The organism is Microbulbifer pacificus, from assembly GCF_002959965.1.
Taxonomy (GTDB): domain Bacteria; phylum Pseudomonadota; class Gammaproteobacteria; order Pseudomonadales; family Cellvibrionaceae; genus Microbulbifer; species Microbulbifer pacificus_A.
The window spans coordinates 1,265,423-1,285,685 of sequence record NZ_PREV01000027.1 but is presented as its reverse complement, the minus strand read 5'-3'; the positions used below and the strand labels follow the sequence as shown (position 1 = coordinate 1,285,685).

17 protein-coding genes are annotated in these 20,263 nt (G+C 57.6%); 8 read left to right on the top strand and 9 right to left on the bottom strand.

What is annotated here, in order from left to right; all coding sequences use genetic code 11:
• Positions 1–113: 113 nt before the first annotated feature.
• On the bottom strand, positions 114–3,809 hold the full coding sequence (gene metH / locus C3938_RS16165) for a methionine synthase (RefSeq protein WP_105104245.1): 3,696 nt from the start codon (positions 3,807–3,809) through the stop codon (positions 114–116).
• Positions 3,810–4,015: 206 nt separating this feature from the next.
• Between metH and C3938_RS16160 the strand changes: the two genes are divergently transcribed.
• The 3 genes from C3938_RS16160 to C3938_RS16150 all read left to right on the top strand — a co-directional run bounded on the left by C3938_RS16160 (position 4,016) and on the right by C3938_RS16150 (position 6,067).
• Positions 4,016–4,702, top strand: a complete 687-nt coding sequence (locus tag C3938_RS16160; RefSeq protein ID WP_105104244.1) for a type 1 glutamine amidotransferase domain-containing protein — start codon at positions 4,016–4,018, stop codon at positions 4,700–4,702.
• A 164-nt stretch (positions 4,703–4,866) separates the two neighbouring features.
• Positions 4,867–5,469 (top strand): Fe-S biogenesis protein NfuA, encoded by a 603-nt coding sequence (gene nfuA, locus C3938_RS16155; RefSeq protein ID WP_105104243.1) that lies wholly within the window; start codon positions 4,867–4,869, stop codon positions 5,467–5,469.
• Between the two features lie 109 nt (positions 5,470–5,578).
• Entirely contained in the window at positions 5,579–6,067 is a 489-nt protein-coding gene (locus tag C3938_RS16150) for a TIGR00645 family protein (RefSeq protein WP_105104242.1), read from the top strand.
• Positions 6,068–6,152: 85 nt separating this feature from the next.
• Here the strand turns inward: C3938_RS16150 and C3938_RS16145 are convergent, their stop codons facing one another.
• Positions 6,153–6,899, bottom strand: a complete 747-nt coding sequence (locus tag C3938_RS16145; RefSeq protein ID WP_105104241.1) for an SDR family NAD(P)-dependent oxidoreductase — start codon at positions 6,897–6,899, stop codon at positions 6,153–6,155.
• Between the two features lie 124 nt (positions 6,900–7,023).
• On the opposite strand from C3938_RS16145, the gene C3938_RS16140 reads away from it, so the two are divergent.
• Positions 7,024–7,965 (top strand): LysR family transcriptional regulator, encoded by a 942-nt coding sequence (locus C3938_RS16140; RefSeq protein WP_105104240.1) that lies wholly within the window; start codon positions 7,024–7,026, stop codon positions 7,963–7,965.
• A 66-nt stretch (positions 7,966–8,031) separates the two neighbouring features.
• Here C3938_RS16140 and C3938_RS16135 read toward each other — a convergent pair whose 3' ends face one another.
• From C3938_RS16135 to C3938_RS17975, 3 genes are all read right to left on the bottom strand, one after another.
• Positions 8,032–9,552, bottom strand: coding sequence for a family 16 glycosylhydrolase (locus tag C3938_RS16135; RefSeq protein ID WP_105104239.1), 1,521 nt, complete (start codon positions 9,550–9,552; stop codon positions 8,032–8,034).
• 302 nt (positions 9,553–9,854) lie between these two features.
• Positions 9,855–12,398, bottom strand: coding sequence for an ATP-dependent helicase HrpB (gene hrpB / locus C3938_RS16130; RefSeq protein ID WP_105104238.1), 2,544 nt, complete (start codon positions 12,396–12,398; stop codon positions 9,855–9,857).
• Positions 12,399–12,406: 8 nt separating this feature from the next.
• The gene (locus C3938_RS17975; RefSeq protein ID WP_158681741.1) at positions 12,407–12,685 is read right to left on the bottom strand and encodes a hypothetical protein; all 279 of its coding nucleotides are present in this window, start codon (positions 12,683–12,685) and stop codon (positions 12,407–12,409) included.
• A 52-nt stretch (positions 12,686–12,737) separates the two neighbouring features.
• On the opposite strand from C3938_RS17975, the gene C3938_RS16125 reads away from it, so the two are divergent.
• The 3 genes from C3938_RS16125 to C3938_RS16115 all read left to right on the top strand — a co-directional run bounded on the left by C3938_RS16125 (position 12,738) and on the right by C3938_RS16115 (position 14,592).
• Positions 12,738–13,190, top strand: coding sequence for a MarR family winged helix-turn-helix transcriptional regulator (locus tag C3938_RS16125; RefSeq protein ID WP_105104237.1), 453 nt, complete (start codon positions 12,738–12,740; stop codon positions 13,188–13,190).
• A 134-nt stretch (positions 13,191–13,324) separates the two neighbouring features.
• On the top strand, positions 13,325–13,966 hold the full coding sequence (tmpT, locus tag C3938_RS16120; RefSeq protein WP_105104236.1) for a thiopurine S-methyltransferase: 642 nt from the start codon (positions 13,325–13,327) through the stop codon (positions 13,964–13,966).
• Between the two features lie 20 nt (positions 13,967–13,986).
• Positions 13,987–14,592: a nuclear transport factor 2 family protein gene (locus C3938_RS16115; protein ID WP_233998983.1), complete on the top strand. Its 606-nt coding sequence runs from the start codon at positions 13,987–13,989 to the stop codon at positions 14,590–14,592.
• A gap of 39 nt (positions 14,593–14,631) precedes the next feature.
• Here C3938_RS16115 and C3938_RS16110 read toward each other — a convergent pair whose 3' ends face one another.
• Positions 14,632–15,117 (bottom strand): VOC family protein, encoded by a 486-nt coding sequence (locus C3938_RS16110; protein ID WP_105104234.1) that lies wholly within the window; start codon positions 15,115–15,117, stop codon positions 14,632–14,634.
• Between the two features lie 58 nt (positions 15,118–15,175).
• Positions 15,176–15,439 carry a hypothetical protein gene (locus C3938_RS17970; protein ID WP_158681740.1) on the bottom strand — a complete coding sequence of 88 codons (264 nt, stop codon included), beginning with the start codon at positions 15,437–15,439 and terminating at the stop codon, positions 15,176–15,178.
• Between the two features lie 64 nt (positions 15,440–15,503).
• On the opposite strand from C3938_RS17970, the gene C3938_RS16105 reads away from it, so the two are divergent.
• Positions 15,504–17,696, top strand: coding sequence for a hypothetical protein (locus C3938_RS16105; RefSeq protein WP_158681739.1), 2,193 nt, complete (start codon positions 15,504–15,506; stop codon positions 17,694–17,696).
• Positions 17,697–17,745: 49 nt separating this feature from the next.
• On the opposite strand, the gene C3938_RS16100 is transcribed toward C3938_RS16105, so the two are convergent.
• Together C3938_RS16100 and C3938_RS16095 are read right to left on the bottom strand one after the other, a co-directional pair.
• A complete protein-coding gene (locus tag C3938_RS16100; protein ID WP_105104232.1) occupies positions 17,746–18,990 on the bottom strand; it encodes an MFS transporter in 1,245 nt (414 codons plus the stop codon).
• A 212-nt stretch (positions 18,991–19,202) separates the two neighbouring features.
• Positions 19,203–20,240 carry an NAD(P)H-dependent flavin oxidoreductase gene (locus tag C3938_RS16095; RefSeq protein ID WP_105104231.1) on the bottom strand — a complete coding sequence of 346 codons (1,038 nt, stop codon included), beginning with the start codon at positions 20,238–20,240 and terminating at the stop codon, positions 19,203–19,205.
• Positions 20,241–20,263 lie beyond the last annotated feature (23 nt).

Genomic DNA, 20,263 nt, shown 5'->3' with positions numbered 1-20,263 from the left:
CCGCACTTTTCTCTGCCCTCACTTTGTAGGAGCCTGCTTGCAGGCGAACACTGCAAAGCAGTGAAACCTATCTCCGATTCGTCTGCAAGCAGGCTCCTGCACAGCAGGCGTCGTTAATCCTCGAGGTTCGGCCGCACCCAGCGCTCCAGCTCATCCACGCTCATGCCCTTGCGTTCTGCCAGGCTTTCCAGCTGATCCCGCGAGATCTTACCCACATTGAAGTACTTGGATTCCGGATGGGCGAAGTACCAGCCGCTGACCGCCGCCGCCGGTATCATGGCGAAACTGGAGGTCAGCTCAATACCGGTATTTTCCTCCGCGTTCAGCAATGTGAACAGCGTTGCCTTTTCGGTGTGGTCCGGGCAGGCAGGGTAGCCGGGGGCAGGGCGTATACCGGAGTACGATTCCCTGATCAGCTCCTCATTGCTGAGTGCCTCATCCGGCTGATAACCCCAGTACTGTTTGCGCACTTCCCGATGCAGGTATTCCGCGAACGATTCCGCCAGGCGGTCCGCCAGTGCCTTCACCATGATCGCGCTGTAATCATCGTGTTTTGCCTCATACTCAGCCGCCAGTTTATCGGCGCCGATACCGGTGGTTACCGCGAAACCGCCCACGTAATCCGCCACACCGGAACCGACCGGCGCAATAAAGTCCGCGAGCGAGCGACAGAAACCGTCGCCGCCGCGCTTCTGCACCTGCTGACGCATCTGATGCAACCGTGCGCGCTCCTCGGTGCGGCTTTCATCGGTATACACCACGATGTCGTCGCCGTCCGAATTCGCCGGCCACAGGCCGAGCACCGCGCGGGCTTTCAGGCGCTTGTTGTCGATGATGTCCGCCAGCATGGTCTGGGCATTTTTGAACAGATCGGTGGCCGCTTCGCCCACGACTTCATCATTGAGGATGGCCGGGTATTTGCCGGCAAGATCCCAGGATATGAAGAAGGGCGTCCAGTCGATAGTGTCGACCAGTTTTTCCAGCGGGAAATCGTCCAGTACCGTCAGGCCCGGCTTGTTCGGAGCCTTGGGTGTAAAGTTGGCCCAGTCGAGCTGGGGGCCTGCCTTCAGGGCGTCTGCATAGCTCAGGCGCGGGTCGTTGCGCTTGCGATTGGCGGTACGCTCGCGCACCTTCACGTACTCGTCCTGCACACCTTTGACAAAGTTCGGGCGCAGCTCGTCGGAGAGAAGGTTGGTGGCAACACCCACCGCGCGCGAGGCGTCCGCCACGTACACCACCTGATTGCGCTTGTACTGCGGTTCGATTTTTACCGCGGTGTGCGCCTTGGAGGTGGTGGCGCCGCCAATCAACAGCGGAAGATCAAAGCCCTGACGCTCCATTTCCGCAGCCACATGCACCATCTCGTCGAGCGATGGGGTGATCAGGCCAGAGAGGCCGATGATGTCGCACTGCTTTTCCCTGGCGGTCTGCAGAATGGTTTCCGCCGGCACCATCACGCCGAGGTCGATCACCTCAAAGTTGTTACAGGCCAGCACCACGCCGACGATATTCTTGCCGATATCGTGCACATCGCCTTTTACCGTCGCCATCAGAATACGGCCGTTGGGTTTGCTGTCTTCGGTTTTTTCCGCCTCGATGTAGGGCTGAAGATAAGCCACGGCCTGCTTCATCACACGCGCGGATTTCACCACCTGTGGCAGGAACATTTTGCCCTCGCCGAACAGGTCGCCTACCACGTTCATGCCGTCCATGAGTGGACCTTCGATCACATCCAGCGGGCGGCTGGACAGCTGGCGCGCCTCTTCGGTGTCTTCTTCGATAAAGTTGTTGATGCCTTTTACCAGCGCGTGTTCCAGGCGTTTCTTCACTGGCCACTGGCGCCAGGCCAGGTCTTCCTTGCGTTCGGCGGTGGCGCCGTCACCGCGGTATTTCTCCGCAATATCCAGCAGCGCTTCGGTGGCGTTGTCGTTGCGGTTCAGGATCACGTCTTCGACCTTGTCGCGAAGCTCCGCGGGCAGCTCGTCGTACACCTCGAGCATACCGGCGTTGACGATCCCCATGTTCAATCCCGCCTTGATGGCGTGGTACAGGAATACAGAGTGGATCGCCTCGCGCACCGGGTTGTTGCCGCGGAACGAGAAGGAAACGTTGGAAACACCACCGGAAACATTCGCACCCGGCAGGTTCTTGCGGATCCAGCGGGTGGCCTCGATAAAGTCCACCGCGTAATTGTTGTGCTCCTCGATACCGGTGGCTACCGCGAAAATATTCGGGTCGAACACGATATCCGTGGGGTTGAATCCCACCTTATCCACGAGGATGTCATAGCTGCGCTTACAGATTTCGATCTTGCGCTGGAAGGTATCCGCCTGGCCGGTTTCGTCGAAAGCCATCACCACCACCGCGGCGCCATAGCGCAGGCACAGGCGGGCTTTTTCGACAAATTCCTCTTCGCCTTCCTTGAGGCTGATGGAGTTGACGATGGGCTTGCCCTGGATGCACTGCAGGCCCGCCTCGATCACTTCCCACTTGGAGGAGTCCACCATAAACGGCACCTTGGCGATGTCCGGCTCGGTGGCGCACAGGTTGAGGAAGCGGCGCATGGCGGCGACGGAATCCAGCATCGCCTCGTCCATGTTGAAGTCGATTACCTGAGCACCGTCTTCCACCTGGGCGGCGGCGATCTGCAGGGCCGTATCGTAATCCTCTTCCATGATCAGACGCTTGAAGCGCGCGGAGCCGGTGACGTTACAGCGCTCGCCCACGTTCACGAACAGTGCGGTCTCGTCGGCCACGTAGGGCTCAAGACCGGACAGGCGCAGGGCCGGTTTGATCTGCGGCAACTTGCGCGGGGCGATATCCACCACCGCATCGGCAATCGCGCGGATATGTTCCGGCGTGGTGCCACAGCAGCCACCGAGAATATTGATAAAACCACTGCGCGCGAACTCCGCTACGATCGCCGCGGTTTCTTCCGGAGTCTCGTCGTATTCGCCGAACTCGTTCGGCAGGCCCGCATTCGGGTGGGCGGAGACGTGCTCCGCGCACACGCCGGACAAGGCTTCCACATAGGGGCGCAGCTCGGTGGCGCCGAGGGCGCAGTTAAGGCCCACGGAAAGAGGTTTGGCGTGCGCGACGGAATAGTAGAAGGCTTCCGTCGTCTGGCCGGACAGGGTGCGGCCGGAGGCATCGGTGATGGTGCCGGAAATCATGATCGGCAGCTCAAAACCGAGCTGGTCAAACACTTCCTGCACCGCGTAGATCGCCGCCTTGGCATTCAAGGTGTCGAAGATAGTCTCGATCAGGATGATGTCAGACCCGCCGTCGATCAGCGCATGGGTGGACTCGATATAGTTTTCCACCAGCGTTTTGAAGGTCACATTGCGCGCGCCCGGATCGTTCACATCGGGAGAAATACTTGCGGTGCGCGACGTCGGGCCAAGCACCCCGGCAACAAAGCGCGGGCGCTCAGGCGTGGAGAGCGCATCCGCCGCGCGGCGTGCCACTTCCGCGGCCACCCGGTTAAGCTCCGGCACCAGGTCTTCCATGTCGTAGTCCGACTGGGACAGGCGGGTCGCGTTGAAGGTGTTGGTCTCGATGATGTCCGCACCGGCCTCGAGATAGTCGCGGTGGATGCGCTCAATCAGGTCCGGCTGGGTCAGCACCAGCAGGTCGTTGTTGCCCTTGATATCCGATGGATAGTCCGCAAAGCGCGTGCCGCGATAGTCCGCTTCACCCAGTTTTTCCCGCTGGATCATGGTGCCCATGGCGCCGTCCAGAATCAGGATGCGCTCGCCCAGGGCGGCGTACAGCTGTTTCAGACGTTGGTCGCGGGACTGCAGAGACATGGAAACTTCCTATACCGAATTTAGCGGGGCACCGAGCCAGTGCCGGGGATCAAAAGGGCGGCAATCTTAGCACAGTTACCGGTGTTCTTTGGCGCCGCAGTCACTGGGCAATACCGAGTATGCATAAGCTTGTAACCAACGGATCTAGCGTCGTATCGGGGGCGCTTCACACTACACTCGGTGGACTGACGACAGGGGAGGAGCCCATGAAGATCCTGATGATACTGACGTCTCACGACCAGCTGGGAGACACCGGCAAGAAAACCGGCTTCTGGCTGGAGGAGTTCGCTGCGCCGTATTACGTATTCGTGGATGCTGGGGCGGATGTGACGCTTGCGTCCCCGAAAGGAGGGCAACCTCCGCTCGACCCCAAAAGTGATGCCCCCGATGCCCAGACACCTGCGACCCGGCGGTTCCGTGATGACCCTGTTGCTCAGCAGGCCCTGGCCAATACGGTCACTCTGGACGAAGTGGATACAGATGACTTCGACGCGCTGTTTTATCCCGGTGGCCACGGCCCCCTGTGGGATCTGGTGGAGGATCAGCGTTCGGTGGTCATCATTCACGGCTTCTACCGCGCGGGTAAGCCGGTGGCTGCCGTGTGCCATGCTCCGGGAGTGTTCCGTCATACCCTGGATGAGCAGGGCGACCCTCTGGTCCGGGGGAAAAAGATCACCGGTTTCAGCAACAGCGAAGAGGAGGGTGTCGGGCTCACCGATGTAGTGCCATTTCTGGTGGAAGACATGCTCAAGGAATGCGGGGCGGATTATTCCAAGGGCGATGACTGGCAGAGCCACGTTTGTACTGATGGACTGCTGATAACCGGTCAGAACCCCGCCTCCTCGGAAGCCACCGCGCGTGCACTGCTCGGTGCGCTGTCCCAAGTGCGCTGAGTGGCTGTGTTGAGTGGTTGCGCTGAAATGAGAGATTCCCCGGGTACCGCAGCCTGGTTTAACTCGGACGCGGATGGGCGTAGAATACCCGACCGCTGAGCTGGGTTATTCCCGCCCGGCGCGGTTTCAGCCAGTCCGCTTAGCCCGGTTATTTGAGAAGGTTTATGTCAGAACAGCCGTCAGAATTGAACGTCACCATCACAGACTCCGCCCAGGAGTACCTGCGCGACCTGCTCGCCAAGCAGGACTGCGAGGGCATCGCCATTCGTATGTTCGTGTCCAATCCGGGCACCCCGAACGCGGAAACCTGCATCGCCTACTGCCGCCCGGGAGAGGAAAAAGAAGGTGATGTGGCCATGGAGCTGAACGGCCTCAAGGCGTACTTCGAAGGGCGCAGCATTCCCTACCTGGACGAAGCCAGGGTGGATTACTCTTCAGACAAAATGGGTGGCCAGCTCACCATTCGCGCACCCAATTCGCGTATGCCGAAGGTGACCGACGACAGCCCCATCGAAGACCGTATCAACTACGTACTGTATGCCGATGTAAACCCGGGGCTCGCCTCCCACGGTGGCCAGGTCAGCCTTGTGGAAGTCACTGAAGACATGTACGCAGTGTTGAAATTTGGTGGTGGCTGCCAGGGTTGTGGCATGGTGGACATGACCCTGAAAGAGGGCGTTGAGAAAACCCTCAAGGAAAAAATCCCGGAACTGGCCGGTGTCAAAGACATCACCGATCACACCGATAAATCGCAGGCGTATTACTGACCGCGCAAGTCCGAGACGTATTGTTGATTAAGAAAGTCGCGGCAAAGCCGCGATTTTTTTGTTGCTAATCCCTTGTTAACGCGAATTGCATTGCCGCTGTGAGGTAAATTTGGAAAAGCTGATCGAACAAACCATGTACCGCTCCCGCTGGCTGTTGGCCCCCATATATCTGGGGCTGAGCCTGGCTGTGGTGGCACTGGCCATAATGTTTTTCAAGGAAACCTTTCACCTGCTCGCACATATTTTCACCATCCAGGAAGCGGATATGGTCCTGGTGGTTCTCAGCCTGATCGACATTGCCATGGTGGGCGGCCTGTTGGTCATGGTGATGATGAGTGGGTATGAAAATTTCGTGTCCCAGCTGGACATTGGCGATGACGACGAGAAGCTGAACTGGCTGGGGAAAATGGACTCCTCGTCACTGAAAGCAAAAATTGCCGCAAGCATCGTCGCCATTTCCTCCATTCACCTGCTGAAGGTGTTTATGGCAGTGGAAAAAACAGATGACTCCAAACTCCTGTGGTATGTGGTTATGCACCTGACCTTTGTGCTGTCCGCTTTTCTGATGGGCTATCTGGATAAGCTCACCAAGCACTGATGGCACCCCGGATACCCGTACATGCAGGCGTGCCACTGGGTATCCGGGGACAATACGGCGGGGGATGACTGGCAGAGGGCTGTAGTTACAGGGTGAAGCCTCCGTCTATGTCCAGGCAGGAGTTACGCATTCCCACGCTGGCATCGCTCAGCAAATAGCTGATGGCCGCTGTCATGTCATCAGGTCTCAATATTCTTCCCAGCGCCGTGCTCTGCATTACGCCCGATAGTTCTGCGATTTGTTCTTCATCCATTCCCGCCTTGCGCTGGATTTCAGTCGCGGTCACTCCGGGCCGTATCGAGTTAATGCGAATTCCCCGCTCTGCGAGTTCGAGGTTGAGTACCCGTGCAGCGGCCTCAAAGGCGGCTTTGCTGGCGCTGTACGAAGTGGCACCCGCGAAGGCTTTGTGGACCACCAGCGATGATATGAATACGACACTCGCTGGGTTATTCAGGCAGGGCAGTAGCGCATGCAGGGTGAACAGGGGCGCCTTGAAGTTGACCGTCATCGTCTGATCAAAACTGGCCTCGCTGAGCTCAGAAAAGTTCTGCGGCATAAAGATGCCCGCATTCAACACAATGCCGTCATAAGCAAGACCGTCACGCTGCAGTGCGGCAGCCATGCTAGTGATCTGCGTCATATCACCACTATCACACCGCTGAGTGATCACTTCACCGTTGCCAAGCCGGGCTATTTCTACCGAGGCATCCTGTAACTTTTGAGTGTTGCGCCCAACGATCGTCAGATTGTGTCCTTCGGACGCCAGCTGTTTAGCGGTGGCCAGCCCGATGCCCGCAGTTGCCCCGGTAATCAAATAGTGTTTCTGATTCATAAAATGCTCATTGCTTGTGATTGACGGTGATCACTCTAACTCTGACAATCCGTTCTGATTAGGCGCGTGCAAGGAAACGGATTGTTTCCATTTTGGAATCTTTTGAGTTGTGGAGATGTGAATAATGGACGAGCCGCTGCATTTGCAATTACCCAATCTCTATGTGTTTCGGCAGGTTGCCAAGCGCGGCAGCTTTCAGGCGGCTGCAGATCACTTGCAACTGTCTCGCTCAGCGGTCAGCAAAAAAGTGGCGCAACTGGAAGGGCATCTCAGCCAGCGTCTGTTACAGCGTTCTACCCGAAAACTGCGATTGACTGAAATCGGTGAATCTCTGCTGAAAGCCACGGCAACACTGGAACAATTGGTGTTTGATACGGAGCAATTGCGGCTGAACCGCCAGCAACAACCGTCGGGCTCGGTAAAAATAAGCAGTTCCACGCTAATCACTCAGCGACTGCTGCTACCTGTACTGACTGGGCTGAAAACGGAGTTTCCGCGGATCACGCTTGACCTCAATATTGATGATCAGCAGGTTGACCTGATCGATACCGGTGTGGATATTGCGGTGCGTATCGGGCATTTGCCTGACTCTTCCCTGGTGGCGCGCCAGATTGGTGTGAAGACCTGGGGGTATTTCGCGAGCCCGGCCTATCTGCGGTTGCACGGCGAGCCAGTTGATCCGTCGGGGCTGCGGGATCACCAATGCCTGGTTTTTCGCAGCCGGCAATTGAATGCAAACCACTGGTTATTTGTCGATTCCGAGGCGTCCGTCGGTGCTATTGAGTCAGCACTGATTGAGCCGGCTATTACGTCGGACAATGCCAGTACACTGGTTGAAATGGCAATAACGGGATTGGGGATCATTCAGGTCGATCCGTTGATCATTGAGCGGGAACTTGCGAGTGGCGCGCTGGTACCTGTTCTGCGTCGCTGGAGGCATCCGGAGAGCGCTCCGATTCACTTGGTGTGCCTTGGTCGCAAAGCCCGCAATCGTGCAGTGGATGCGGTTTGGGAATTTCTGGGGGAGAGGCTGCCGCCGAAAGCGGTCGATACTGGTATCGCTTAGCCTCAGTTACGGCATCAACGCCATTGAATATAAAAAACGCGGCCGTAGCCGCGTTTTTTATATTTACTACTGATAGACCCGCACGTAGTCCACATACATCCGCTGCGGGAACACACTGCCACCGTCCGGGCTTCCTGGCCAGCTCCCGCCGACTGCCACATTCAACAGGATGAAGAACGGGTGATCGAAGGCCCAGGGACCATATTGCTCCACCTGCGCGCGGGAGGCGTTGTAGAAGTTGTTGCCGTCCACGAACCAGCTGATACCGTTGCTGTTCCACTCCACCGCGTACACATGGTAGCCAGCATCGACACTCTGCCCGACATTGTAGGTACCCATGATCGGAGTGTTGCCGGAGTAGCCAGGACCGTGAAGGGCGCCGTGCGTGAGTGTCGGCTCGTATCCGACGTGCTCCATGATGTCGATTTCCCCGGAGTTCGGCCAAGGGGTACCGGTTCGGATATTGCCTCCCAGCATCCAGAACGCCGGCCAGATACCCTGGGTTTGCGGCAGCTTTATACGGGCTTCGATGCGGCCGTACTGAAACTCCTTTTTACCGCCTGTGATCATCCGGGTCGATGTATATTGGCAGGCGCCGTACCAGCAGCTGTAGCCACCCTCCCGACGCGCTTCGATCACCAGCACGTTGCTGCCCGCCTGGGCATCGTATTGGATTGAAGCGTTCTGGCCTGCGGTGTAGTACTGCAATTCACTATTGCCCCAACCACCACCGCCGGTTTCAAAGGTCCAGTCAGCGGTATTGATCGCATTGAACTCGTCCGCCCACACCAGGCCATTGGTGGCAGCGGGGCTGATAACGATGGATGTCACATTGTCATTGAAGCCCTCGTTGACCAGGCAATTGTCATCGCCGGTGATCGTTACCGAGGCGCCGGTAAAGTTGTCGTTGGCGTACAGGGTTGCCTGGTAGCCCGACGACACGCGAATGGATGAGGCATCGTTGTCCACAAATCCCAGCGCTTGCATGCTTGCCAGATTGTAACTGCCGACGCCGAGCCCCGCGGACCAGCCAGTGTAATCGCAATGCTGGTAAACCGTGGCGACGCCACCCGCCGGACTTGCGGGTACCACTTCAATCCAGTTCAGGTTCCAGTCTCCGGTCGTGGCATACACACCGAGGCTGTATGTGCCCGCATCGATATGGACCTGGTGAGAAATGGTCTGCCAGTTCTGCCAGCCGCCGGTGTTGGGCACATTCACGCTGCCGAGAATGATCGAACCACCATTCAGGTCGTTCGACAGGGTTCCGCCAGTAGCACTCGCCACACGAAATCGCACGATGTACTGACCGCTGGAGGGAATGACGAGATTGTTGTAGGCAAGCCACTCACCGGCAACCACCCAGCCCACATTGTGGCCACCGCCGCTATCGCTGGTGGCTTCGATATCCACATCATCGGCGCGGTAGGCACCGCCGGTATTGCCGGGGGTCGTATCGTAAAAGGCGTTGTAATCTTCCGCCTGAAAAATGGTGGCTTGCGCCTGGCTATACAGCACCGTTGCGCACAATCCTGTAACCAGCGAGTGAATCCATCGGCGTTTTTGCGTCCGGTTCTGATTTCTCATTTCGAATTTCTCTTTTTATTGTTAGGAGGTTACCCGCCGCTCCATCGCACAGCCGATCGGGTCCCGGAAATATCCAGAGAATTTTGTGAAGTGGCGTCCCAGAAACGCGCGAAATCAAAAGTGGCACGGTGGAAACAAGAAAATTGGCGGCTTGTTATTCCTGTTGATGACATCGCTGTCTTGATGGCGTGTGCGACAGGACCTCGGTAAAACCGAAGCCACAGCATTGTGGCTATGGTGCGGGCGTACCAGTTGGATGGGGTTTTCGGCAAGTGGTGCAGTCGTGCCAGTATGGAGGCTCGTTATTGCTCCATGCGCTTCTTGGTCTTGTTCGTCGCCTGCGCTGTCGTTGGGTCATCCGGCCAGAAGTGTTTCTGGTATTTGATACGGAGTTCCCTTTTTACTTCCTGGTAAGTGTTTTTCCAGAAACTTGCCAGATCCCGCGTGACCTGGACCGGGCGTTGGGCGGGGGAGAGGAGGTGGATCATCAGGGGGTAGCGGCCGCCGAGGATGGTTGGCGTTTGCGCGAGGCCGAACATTTCCTGCAGGCGTACGGGGAGAACCGGTGGTGTTTCGCCGTACTGAATGGCGATGTGCGAGCCGCTGGGAACCTGGATATGACTGGGGGTCAGTTCATCCACACGCTGCTTTATGGGCCAGGCCAGTTGCGACTGCAGAATCACTTTCAGATCCAGTTGCTTTACATGGTCCAGTTTGCTGAAACCGTCGAGGTGTGGAAGCAGCCATTCCTCCATAGTTTCCAGCAGCGCCGTTTCGCTCCAGTCGGGTAGTTCGAGAGGATCTACCAGATCCGAGAAATGTTCACGCTGGTTCTGTAAAAATCGAACCCGCTGCAACAGGCTTTCCGCTTCGTTGCTCCACGGAAGCGCACGCAGTCCCATCTGGCGGATGGCATCCAGAAGTGCGCGGCTCACCAGCGCCGGTGAGATATCCTGTGCCGGCTTTTCTTCCAGTACCAGTTTCCCGAGCCTTGTCTGGACGCTGGCGTTCGCACGGCCGGCGCTGTTGTCCCAGCGTACGGATTCTTCGGTTTCGATAAGATCGGCAAAATATTCGAACAGTGCCTCGCGGCTGATGCGTGCTGCCAGCTGGATGCGCGCATCGCGGCCCTGCCCATCGAGGTCGGCAATGACAAGGTAGTCCTGGAGCGCCAGTTCATCGTCGTGGGAAAAATGCGCACCGCGTCCGCTGGACAACAGAAAGCGCCGTTCGCGGTCGCGGCGGTTTTTGGCGATCCGGTCCGGATAGGCAAAGCCGAGCAATACCCCGGTGGTGTCGAACGGATCAGGCGCGTCGGTGACTTTCTTTACACTATCAGCCAATTGCGAGCGCCAGGTCTTTGCCTGCTGGCGAATCCGTTGAATCGCCGCGAAATCCGCGCTGTTGTTTCTGGATGTGCCGGTCAGCACTTCCGTGCGCTTGTGAATATCCCGGTCCCAGCGCTGCTCTCCTCGGAAAATATCCCGCTCGGACAACAGTGCGGCGAGCAGTGTAGCGGGTTCTTCAAGACCGAGTTCTCCACTTTTCAGCATCATGTGCGCGAGGCGCGGATGGGTACCGAGATTCAGCATCTTCGCGCCGTGATTGGTGATACGCAGATCGCGGTCGAGTGCCCCCAGCGCTATCAGCAACTCCCGGGCCTGAGCCGTTGGCCCCGGAGGCGGCAGGTCCAGCCAGCGCAGCTCGCGCACATCGCTCACTCCCCACTTGGCCAGCTCCAGCATCACCGGGGCCAGATCGCTCAGCAGGATTTCCGCGGAATTTTTCCTGGCCATACCGCGCTGGGTGGATTCACTCCACAGGCGCAGGCAGTGGCCCGCGCTAAGACGTCCGGCGCGGCCGGCGCGCTGGGTGGCAGAGGCCTGGGATATTTGCGTGGTCACCAACCGGTTCATGCCGGTGTTGGGGTCAAAGCGGGATTCCCGCATCAACCCGGAATCCACCACCAGGCGAATGCCTTCGATGGTGAGTGAGGTTTCCGCAACATTAGTGGCCAGTACTACTTTCCGGCGCCCTTGGGGGCAGGGGGCAATCGCCGCATCCTGCTGTTCTTTTTTCAGATCCCCATACAGCGGTGCGATGAGAATGTCCGGTCGCTGGCCCAGCGACTCGCGCAGGTTGCATTCCACCTCACGGATCTCGCTCACACCGGGCAGGAATGCCAGCACACTGCCTTCCTGTTGTTCAATCAGCTCGCGGATCTTGCGGGCCATCAGCGCAGGCATCTGGCGCGGATCATCAGCGACCTGCTGGTGGGGGAGGTACTCCACATCCACCGGATACGCACGCCCCTCGCTGGTAATGACCGGCGCATTGTCGAGCAGGGCGGCTACGGTGTCTGCGTCGAGTGTTGCCGACATCACCAGAAGCCTCAGATCATCCCGCAGTACTTCCTGGGATTGCAGACACAGCGCCAAGGCCAGGTCACCCTGCAGATTGCGCTCGTGGAATTCGTCAAAGATCACCAGTGCGGTGTCCGCAAGTTCCGGGTCAGACTGCAGCAGGCGGGTGAGAATACCTTCGGTCACCACCAGAATGCGGGTGTCGCGGCCGGATTTGCGCTCCGCGCGAATCTGGTAACCCACCGTCTTACCCACCGGTTCTCCCAGCAGATCCGCCATGCGCGCGGCCGCCGCGCGGGCCGCCAGGCGCCGAGGTTCCAGCATGATGATCCTGCGGCCGGCAAGCCAGGGGCTGTTCAGCAGCGCAAGCGGCACCGCCGTGGTCTTGCCGGCACCGGGAGGGGCCTGCAACACCACGTTGCTGTGATGGTTGAGTGTGTCCAGCAGCGCCGGCAGCACTTCATAAATGGGTAAATCTGACATGGCGGCGATTATAACGGTGGTGTGGCGGGCAAGGTATTGTTCGATCGCAAGCTCTTTGGGCGAAACGGCGACAGGCCCGTAAGCGGCAGGTTGTGTTCATCTCGGGCCTCTTCGCGGATTGCGGTACCTGGGCAACCTGAACAGAGCTGGCTATCCCTCAAGGCCGGTGTCACCGGTGCAGTGAAAAGGCGTAACGACAAGTTGCCGGTAACGGCCGCCCCCATCTGACTGACCAGCGGATGAAGGAGAAAGGTGTCGAGAATCTGCGGCTTGGTTGACAGTGTCATCTAAATCCCGGTATGGTTGACACTATCAATTAAGTGCGGTGGGCATGCACATATGAGTGAAGCGCATACGGATGAATCCCTGAGCAATATCCTCCACCGGCTGGTACACGGTTACAGAACCTGTTTGCGCGCCGAGGTTTCCGAGCGCAAGCTGGGGCTTCCCATCACCCATATCCGTGTCCTCAAGGGCATTTGCCGCAATTCCGAGTCCACTGCCTTTTCCATCGCTCAGCGCATGCAGCGCGATAAAGCCCAGATTACTCGTGTGCTCAAGGAGTTATTGAGCGACGGCCTTATCGAGAAGCGCCCGAACCCCGACGATGGCCGCAGCCAGTTGCTGTTTCCCACCGAAAGGGGCTGTCTCGTGATGGAACAACTGCTGGAGGTCGAGCGAAACACGGCGAACCGCATGACCCACGGCCTGACAAAGCGCGAGCTGCAACAGTTCACCGAGTTGAGCGCGCGCATGGTCGCGAACCTCAATACCGAATCCGGCGAGCAATGAAATCTCGAGGTAAACAGAATGTCGAGACCAGCACCGAGGGAGTTGGAAGTTATTGGCAGTCGCCAGGTCAAACGGCAAGATAAAAAAACGGCAACGCTCAAATGAGCGTACGGCAAACACGGAGCAGAACATTCATGGAAAAATCATTCTGGCTGGAGAAATGGCAGCGCAGTGAAATTGGTTTCCACAACCCGGAGGCTCATCCATTACTGGTAGAGCATTTCTCGCGGCTCGGGCTACATCCGGGCGCACGACTGTTTCTGCCGCTTTGCGGCAAAACGCTGGATATCCATTGGCTGCTGGCGCGGGGTTTTCGTGTGGCTGGCGCGGAGCTGAGTGAAATGGCTGTTCAGCAACTGTTCGAGGAGTTGGCGGTTGTGCCCGACGTGACGGAGCAGGGGGCTCTGAAGCGGTATCGCACTGAGGACCTGGATATTTTTGTCGGCGATATTTTCCAGCTGCAGGCTGAGGTTCTCGGTCCCGTGGATGCCATCTACGACCGCGCCGCACTGGTGGCATTGCCGGAACAGATGAGGGTGGATTACGCGGCGCATTTGCAGCGGCTGACGGGCTGCGCGCCGCAATTGCTGATTTCCTTCGACTACGATCAGAGCCAATTGCCAGGCCCTCCATTCTGTGTAAACGATGAGGAAATTCAGCGGCTATACAGGGATGAGTACCAGTTGCAACTGGTGGATGCGGTGGATGTGCGCGGCGGGCTGAAAGGAAGGGTCGCCGCGCGGGAAAAAGTCTGGCTGCTGCAACCCGACGGATAACGAAAAGCGGAGTGAAAATAATGACAAGAAAACGTGATAATTTTCTCTCTCCAGTTGTGGGAGCATTGCTGGGCTGCTTCTTCGGAACTGCTGTGGCGGAGGAGGCAAAGGTATCTCCTCGGCCCATCACCGACGAGCACCCGCTGCGGGTCGTATCCTCTGAAGTGCGTGCAACGGCACTTGCCGAAAGGATGCTTGTGGATACCCATGACCACGAGACCGCGCTGAAGGATGTACGGGGTACGTTGGATAGCTTTCACAACGCCGCGGCCGATGCAAATTTCGAAGCCTACTTCGATCTGTTCAGTAAGGAAGGTGTATTTATCGGCACCGACGCCGGTGAGCGCTGGACCGTAGATGCCTTCAGGGAGTTCGTGAAACCCTATTTCAGCCAGGGCAAGGGTTGGACCTATGTGCCGAGAGACCGCACTGTTGTGATTCACGGTGACGTGGCGTGGTTTGATGAGCTGCTGGACAATCCGGTCTATGGCGAATGCCGTGGTTCTGGTGTGCTGGTAAAGGAAAACGGCGAGTGGAAAATTGCCCAATACAATTTACATTTCCCGATTCCCAATGATCTTGCCAAACAGATTACAGCAATGATCAAACAATCCCGGAAAAAATGAACATTACTGTTCGTGCGCTGAGCCGTATTCGCGAGGGGTTCAACCAGCGATCGCGGCCTCAATCCGGGCAATATCAATTTTCCGCATCTGCATCATGGCATCAAATGCACGCTTGGCTATGGCGGGGTTGGGGCTGGTAATAGCTTCGATCAACGCGACAGGCGTAATCTGCCAATTCAATCCCCACTTGTCCTTGCACCAGCCACAGGCGCTTTCCTGGCCACCGTTGCTGACGATTGCATTCCAGTAACGATCCGTCTCTTCCTGATTCTCAGTGGCAACCTGAAAGGAAAAGGCCTCGTCGTGTTTGAATGCCGGCCCGCCATTCAGCCCCAGGCAGGGGATGCCCATTACGGTGAACTCGACGGTGAGCACGTCGCCGGCTTTGCCGGATGGATAGTTTCCTGGCGCAAGGTGTACCGCAGTAACCGATGAGTCGGGGAAGATCTCCGCGTAGAAGCGCGCAGCTTCCTCTGCGCAACCGTCATACCAGAGGCACACGGTATTCTTGGCGAGGGTTGTCATTTACTTCCTCCAGTTTTGTCAGAATTACGCCAGACGCCTTCGATAGCGGCATTGAATATCAATGCATGCGCAAGCGCAATATATCTGGGGTAGCCATCGCCAACATGACGGTGCGACCTATGCCGAGGAAACTTTCGTGCCATTGTTTGCGCAGGAGCCTCAGAGAATGCAATCGCGCTCGATCTCGAATATTCCTGTGCCATACTTTTTTCAATGGAATTGATGTCACTGAACTGCGTAGTAAAGGAGTGAGGTTCATGATGGATTCTGGCAGTTCGGGCTGCGTTTTTTTCAACAGAAAAGTAGCGGTCACCGTATTCATTCTCGCTCTGTCATGCGGCCTGGGCGTTTCTGATAAAACCAGAGCACAGAGCGCCTGGGGTGGTTTGTACAATTCCCCCCAGACACTTCCCGATTCCATTCCCCATGTCTCGTCGCCCAATGTCTCCTCGTTCAATGTCTCCACAAATTTGATCCCCCATGGTGCCGGAAATTTCACCGGCCAGGGCTGGGGTCATGCCGGCTTTCCCGGGCCCATTGGAAAATGGCTACCTTCGCGAAAATCACTGCTTGGAAGAGTGGAAGGCAATGGCAGCCCATTGCGCGGTTACAAGGTGTCACTGTATGCCAGTTATGTTGCCGGCCTGCCGTTTGACCAGATACTCGCGACCACCCACACGGACGCCTCTGGCGAATTTGAATTACCGTACTGGCTACCCCGGGGGCTGCCTGACAAGCTTAGCCCCGTGCTGTTTGTGATTGCCGAACGGGGTCCGGTTATGTTGGTCACTGCATTCAGCAGCGGCGAGAGAAGGCCCGAAAAAATTGTTGTGAATGAGCGTACCACGGTCGCTGCGGGCGCGGCGTTTGCTCAGTTTGTAGAGGGGCGCAAGATTCGTGGAAACACCTATGGTGTGCTCAACGCGGTGAGAATGGCGGAGAACATGGCCGACCCGGCAACAGGCAACGTTGGTGAGGTGCTGCGCCGTACCCCCAACGGAACAAAAACATCTACCTTCGCTACCTTCAACTCATTGACAAATGTTGTGGCCGGATGTGTCGCCGACAGCATAAATTGTGAGGCACTGTTCGCCGCTACCAGTCATATCGGTGAGCCCGTAACCACGAATGTGCTGCAGGCGATTGCGAATATCATGAAGTTTCCCGCGTACCCTAATTATCCTTCAGTTGCCGACGACCCGGTGTATCTGCTGTCACTCGCGTCTCCTTTTTATCAGCCCGCATTAACTGAACGGCCAACCAACTGGCTACTGTTTATCAAATTCACAGGTGGTTTTTACTCGAAACAGAACAGCAACAACCTGATGAATGGGCCGGGTAACGTCGCCATCGACGAAAAAGGCTATGCCTGGGTGATTAACAACTACAAGCCGCGGGCGCCCGACGAATTTGCCTGCACCGGGCAGCGTTTGCTGAAGTTTTATCCCTGGGGTGAAACCTTTCCCGGGTCACCTTTCACCGGTGGTGGTCTCAGTGGCGCCGGTTTCGGTGTGACCTTTGATCCCCGCGGCCTATTGTGGGTGGGCAACTACGGATTTGAGGCGCCAAGCTGTGCCAACGGCAATATTCCCCCCGACCCGGCGGAAAAAATTCCCGCGACGCACAACAGCGTTGCCCTTTTCTTACCCAATGGCAAGCCGCTGTCTCCCAAGAGTGGGTTTACCAAAGGCAATATCTGGTGGCCGCAGGGTACGGTTTCCGACCGGGAAGGCAACATCTGGATCGCAAACTGCGGTAATGACACCATCACCCTGTTGCCGAAAGGAAATCCACTGCTCGCTAAAAACTTCCCGTTGCCGGGCGCGGGAACACCGGAGGCGCCGAACCTCAAACCTTTTGCGATCGCCATCGATCCCAAAGGACGGGCATGGGTGACGGGAAATAATTCCGGTGAGGTATACATGCTCAATACGGATGGCGATATCGAAGTCAAAGACACCTCCATGGTCGATATTTCCTATCCCATCGGTATTTCCGGTGACAGCAAGGGCAATATGTGGGTGAACAGTACCAGCGGGGTTAGAATTCCCTGCGTTGATCCCTACGAGCCGCAGGAAGGCCCCAATCCATCGATTGTCTTTTTTCCCGCGGATGGCGGTGCACCCACGCAGATCACGAATCAGGGTGGACTCGGCTTGCCATGGGGGAACGCCATCGATGGCGCCGACTCACTGTGGGTATTCAATTTTGGCCAATCGCCCGTAGAAGGTATTACCGAGGATACCCAGTTCGCTGACACGGCCATTTCCCATTTCTGCGGCTCAGGCAAATGTCCCCATGGTCTCGGTCTGGGTGATCCTATTTCACCGCCAACAGGCTATACAAGCGATGCACTGGACCGCCTCACCGGCGGCGGCGTAGATCCGTCCGGCAACATCTGGCTGATGAACAACTGGAAAAAGGCGGGCCCGGCCCTCTACGACATCAACCCCGGTGAAAACTCCATTGTGATTGTTCCCGGTGCCGCAACGCCCGTCAAAACACCACTGATCGGACCTCCGCGCACGTTTGCGAAGCCGCACTTGGTCGATCACGACAACGCGAATGTGTCGCCGTAAAAGCAGGGGCTGAGGGTTAATCCTCAGCCTGCAAAAAACATAGCGGGTGTCAGAGGCTGTCCGCCACGCCAACATTTGCGCGCAGTGCCTCAGCGGATTCACTGCGTTTTTCCACCCATCGACCGGCAAGAAACACCAGTAGTCCGCCGATCGCCAGCACGGCACCCACGGGGCCGGTGATCGACCAGGCGTAGCCCGCATTGATTGCCACGCCGGCCAGCCAGGCGCCGAGGGCATTGGCCAGGTTGAACGCCGCGTGATTCAGGGAGGCTGCCATCGTCTGGCCGCCCTCGGCCACATCCATCAGACGGGTCTGGATGGCGGGGCCGAGGGCGATGCTGGTACCAACCAGCCCGACGAACAGAATACCCGGCCACACGAAATCCGCCGCAAAAAAGAAGCCTGCCTGCACCACCGCGCACCAGGTCAGAATCAGCGGGAAGGCCCGCAGCACATTCCAGTCCGCCACACGCGCGCCAAGCAGATTGCCGGCGATGGCACCGAGCCCGAATACGACCAGAACGATTGGCCCGAGGGATTCCGCCATACCCGCCTGCTGGGTCAGCGTCGGCATCACATAGCTGAATACCGAGAACATTCCGCCAAAGCCGATCGCCGCAATCCCGAGGGTAAACAGCACCCGATGATTCAGCAGCGCCGACAGCTCCCGCGCAGGGCTGGCATCGGGATCTTGCGGTTGTCTCGGCACAAATCGCCACACCATCAGTGCCGTCAGCAGCGCGACAATGCCCACGCCGACAAACGCGATCTGCCAGCCGAACAGGTTGCCGGCCCAAGTCGCGAGCGGTGCACCGAGCAGAATTGCTACCGTGAGTCCCGTCATCACCCGTGCGATGGCACGCGCCCGCTGGTTGGGCGGCACTGCCGCAGCGGCCACCAGCGCCGCCACACCGAAGTAGGCGCCGTGAGGCAGTCCAGCAATAAAGCGCAGGCCAATAAACGACCAGAATCCCGGCGCAACGGCGCTGGCAATATTGCCCAGCGCAAACACCAGCATCAGCACAATCAACAGTGCCCGCCGCGGCGCCCGCGCGGCAAGAAGGGCAATGATTGGTGCACCCACCACCACACCCAGCGCATAACTGCTGATGGCATAACCGACCTCTGGTGCCGTGACCCCCAGGTCCGTCGCCACCCGATTCATCAGCCCCATGATGACAAATTCGCCGGTACCAATACCGAAACCACCCAGAGCCAGGGCGATTTCCGCGAGGTAAGAATGCGGGGGCACACCGGTTGCGGCAGGCGCAACGGTGGAAGCGGGGGAGCGCATAGAATGTCCTTACAGCAAGAACGCGGATCTACGGGCGGTGCAACAGATCAGCGCAGAGTGGTAAAGCGCCGCAGTGTACGCCCGACAATGGATTTATGACAGTTATGTCAAGCAGAAAGAGTAATCCTCTATCCGCGCGTAGCAAGCACTGGGGCAGTGTTCGCCGCAGGTGTAAGCGGTGCAGAATTTTCTCAAGTTTTCTTTGCGCAGAACTAACTCAACTTCGCCAATTCGCAAGTAAGCTGCGCAGCTGAAATTTCCCTGCAACCGCTCGTATTTTGTCCGGCCCACAACGGCGAGAAATCTCCGCTGCCCAGGCTTTCCGCTTTGGTTCGCAACGGGGCAAGCGCGGTGGATGCAAGAGGGAAAGCGGGAGCGGCATCATTAATCGGGCCGAGTTCGCGCATCAAACGGTTTACGATTCCACGTGCGGCGCCGCCGCTGAACAGGTTTGTGAGCGCGGTAACTCGGGCCTCTTGCGTTTTCAATGCCGCTCGGTGCACTGCGGAAGTGGTGGCTTCTGGGCAGAGTAGGTAGGCGGTACCGACTTGCGCACCCGCGGCGCCGAGTGCCATCGCTGCCGCTACGCCATCGGCATCGGCGATACCGCCGGCGGCGATGACGGGCACCTTGACCGCGTTTACCAGCTGTGGAATCAGTGCAAAGGTGCCGACCTGAGTTGTCAGATCCTTTGACAGAAAGAAGCCGCGATGTCCGCCCGCTTCAAGTCCCTGAGCGATGATCGCATCGACACCATGGGCTTCCAACCACAGCGCTTCATCAACGGTGGTCGCGGAAGAAAGAATTTTTCCACCCCAGTCTCGAATCCGCTCCAATAGTTCCGGCCTGGGAAGTCCGAAATGAAAGCTCACCACAGGCGGTTTGAAGTCTTCCAGAATATCTGCGGCATCCGCTGAAAATGGTGAACGTCCCGCTTGTGAAGTTGTGCTGTTTGCATCAACGCCCAACTCATCGAAATAGGGTAAAAGTAATTCTCGCCACTGTTTTTCGCGCTGCGTATCGGGTACCGGCGGCACATGGCAGAAAAAATTGACATTGTAGGGTCGGTCAGTTTGACGGGTGATCTCCGTCAGTTCACTGCGCAACTTTTCCGGATTAAGCATTGCGCAGGGCAGCGAGCCAAGTCCCCCGGCATTGGAAACGGCGACCGCAAGCGCATGGTCCTGCACGCCCGCCATCGGCGCCTGGATAATGGGTAATTCGATTTGCAGCAGTTTCTGGATATTCATAATGTGCTTTCCATGGCCAAACG

Excerpts from the sequence above, each read along its gene's own strand:
- metH (WP_105104245.1), bottom strand. The coding sequence starts at position 3,809 with ATGTCTCTGCAGTCCCGCGACCAACGTCTGAAACAGCTGTACGCCGCC.
- C3938_RS16160 (WP_105104244.1), top strand. The coding sequence starts at position 4,016 with ATGAAGATCCTGATGATACTGACGTCTCACGACCAGCTGGGAGACACC.
- nfuA (WP_105104243.1), top strand. The coding sequence starts at position 4,867 with ATGTCAGAACAGCCGTCAGAATTGAACGTCACCATCACAGACTCCGCC.
- C3938_RS16145 (WP_105104241.1), bottom strand. The coding sequence starts at position 6,899 with ATGAATCAGAAACACTATTTGATTACCGGGGCAACTGCGGGCATCGGG.
- C3938_RS16140 (WP_105104240.1), top strand. The coding sequence starts at position 7,024 with ATGGACGAGCCGCTGCATTTGCAATTACCCAATCTCTATGTGTTTCGG.
- C3938_RS16135 (WP_105104239.1), bottom strand. The coding sequence starts at position 9,552 with ATGAGAAATCAGAACCGGACGCAAAAACGCCGATGGATTCACTCGCTG.
- hrpB (WP_105104238.1), bottom strand. The coding sequence starts at position 12,398 with ATGTCAGATTTACCCATTTATGAAGTGCTGCCGGCGCTGCTGGACACA.
- C3938_RS17975 (WP_158681741.1), bottom strand. The coding sequence starts at position 12,685 with ATGACACTGTCAACCAAGCCGCAGATTCTCGACACCTTTCTCCTTCAT.
- C3938_RS16125 (WP_105104237.1), top strand. The coding sequence starts at position 12,738 with ATGAGTGAAGCGCATACGGATGAATCCCTGAGCAATATCCTCCACCGG.
- tmpT (WP_105104236.1), top strand. The coding sequence starts at position 13,325 with ATGGAAAAATCATTCTGGCTGGAGAAATGGCAGCGCAGTGAAATTGGT.
- C3938_RS16115 (WP_233998983.1), top strand. The coding sequence starts at position 13,987 with ATGACAAGAAAACGTGATAATTTTCTCTCTCCAGTTGTGGGAGCATTG.
- C3938_RS16110 (WP_105104234.1), bottom strand. The coding sequence starts at position 15,117 with ATGACAACCCTCGCCAAGAATACCGTGTGCCTCTGGTATGACGGTTGC.
- C3938_RS17970 (WP_158681740.1), bottom strand. The coding sequence starts at position 15,439 with ATGAATACGGTGACCGCTACTTTTCTGTTGAAAAAAACGCAGCCCGAA.
- C3938_RS16100 (WP_105104232.1), bottom strand. The coding sequence starts at position 18,990 with ATGCGCTCCCCCGCTTCCACCGTTGCGCCTGCCGCAACCGGTGTGCCC.
- C3938_RS16095 (WP_105104231.1), bottom strand. The coding sequence starts at position 20,240 with ATGAATATCCAGAAACTGCTGCAAATCGAATTACCCATTATCCAGGCG.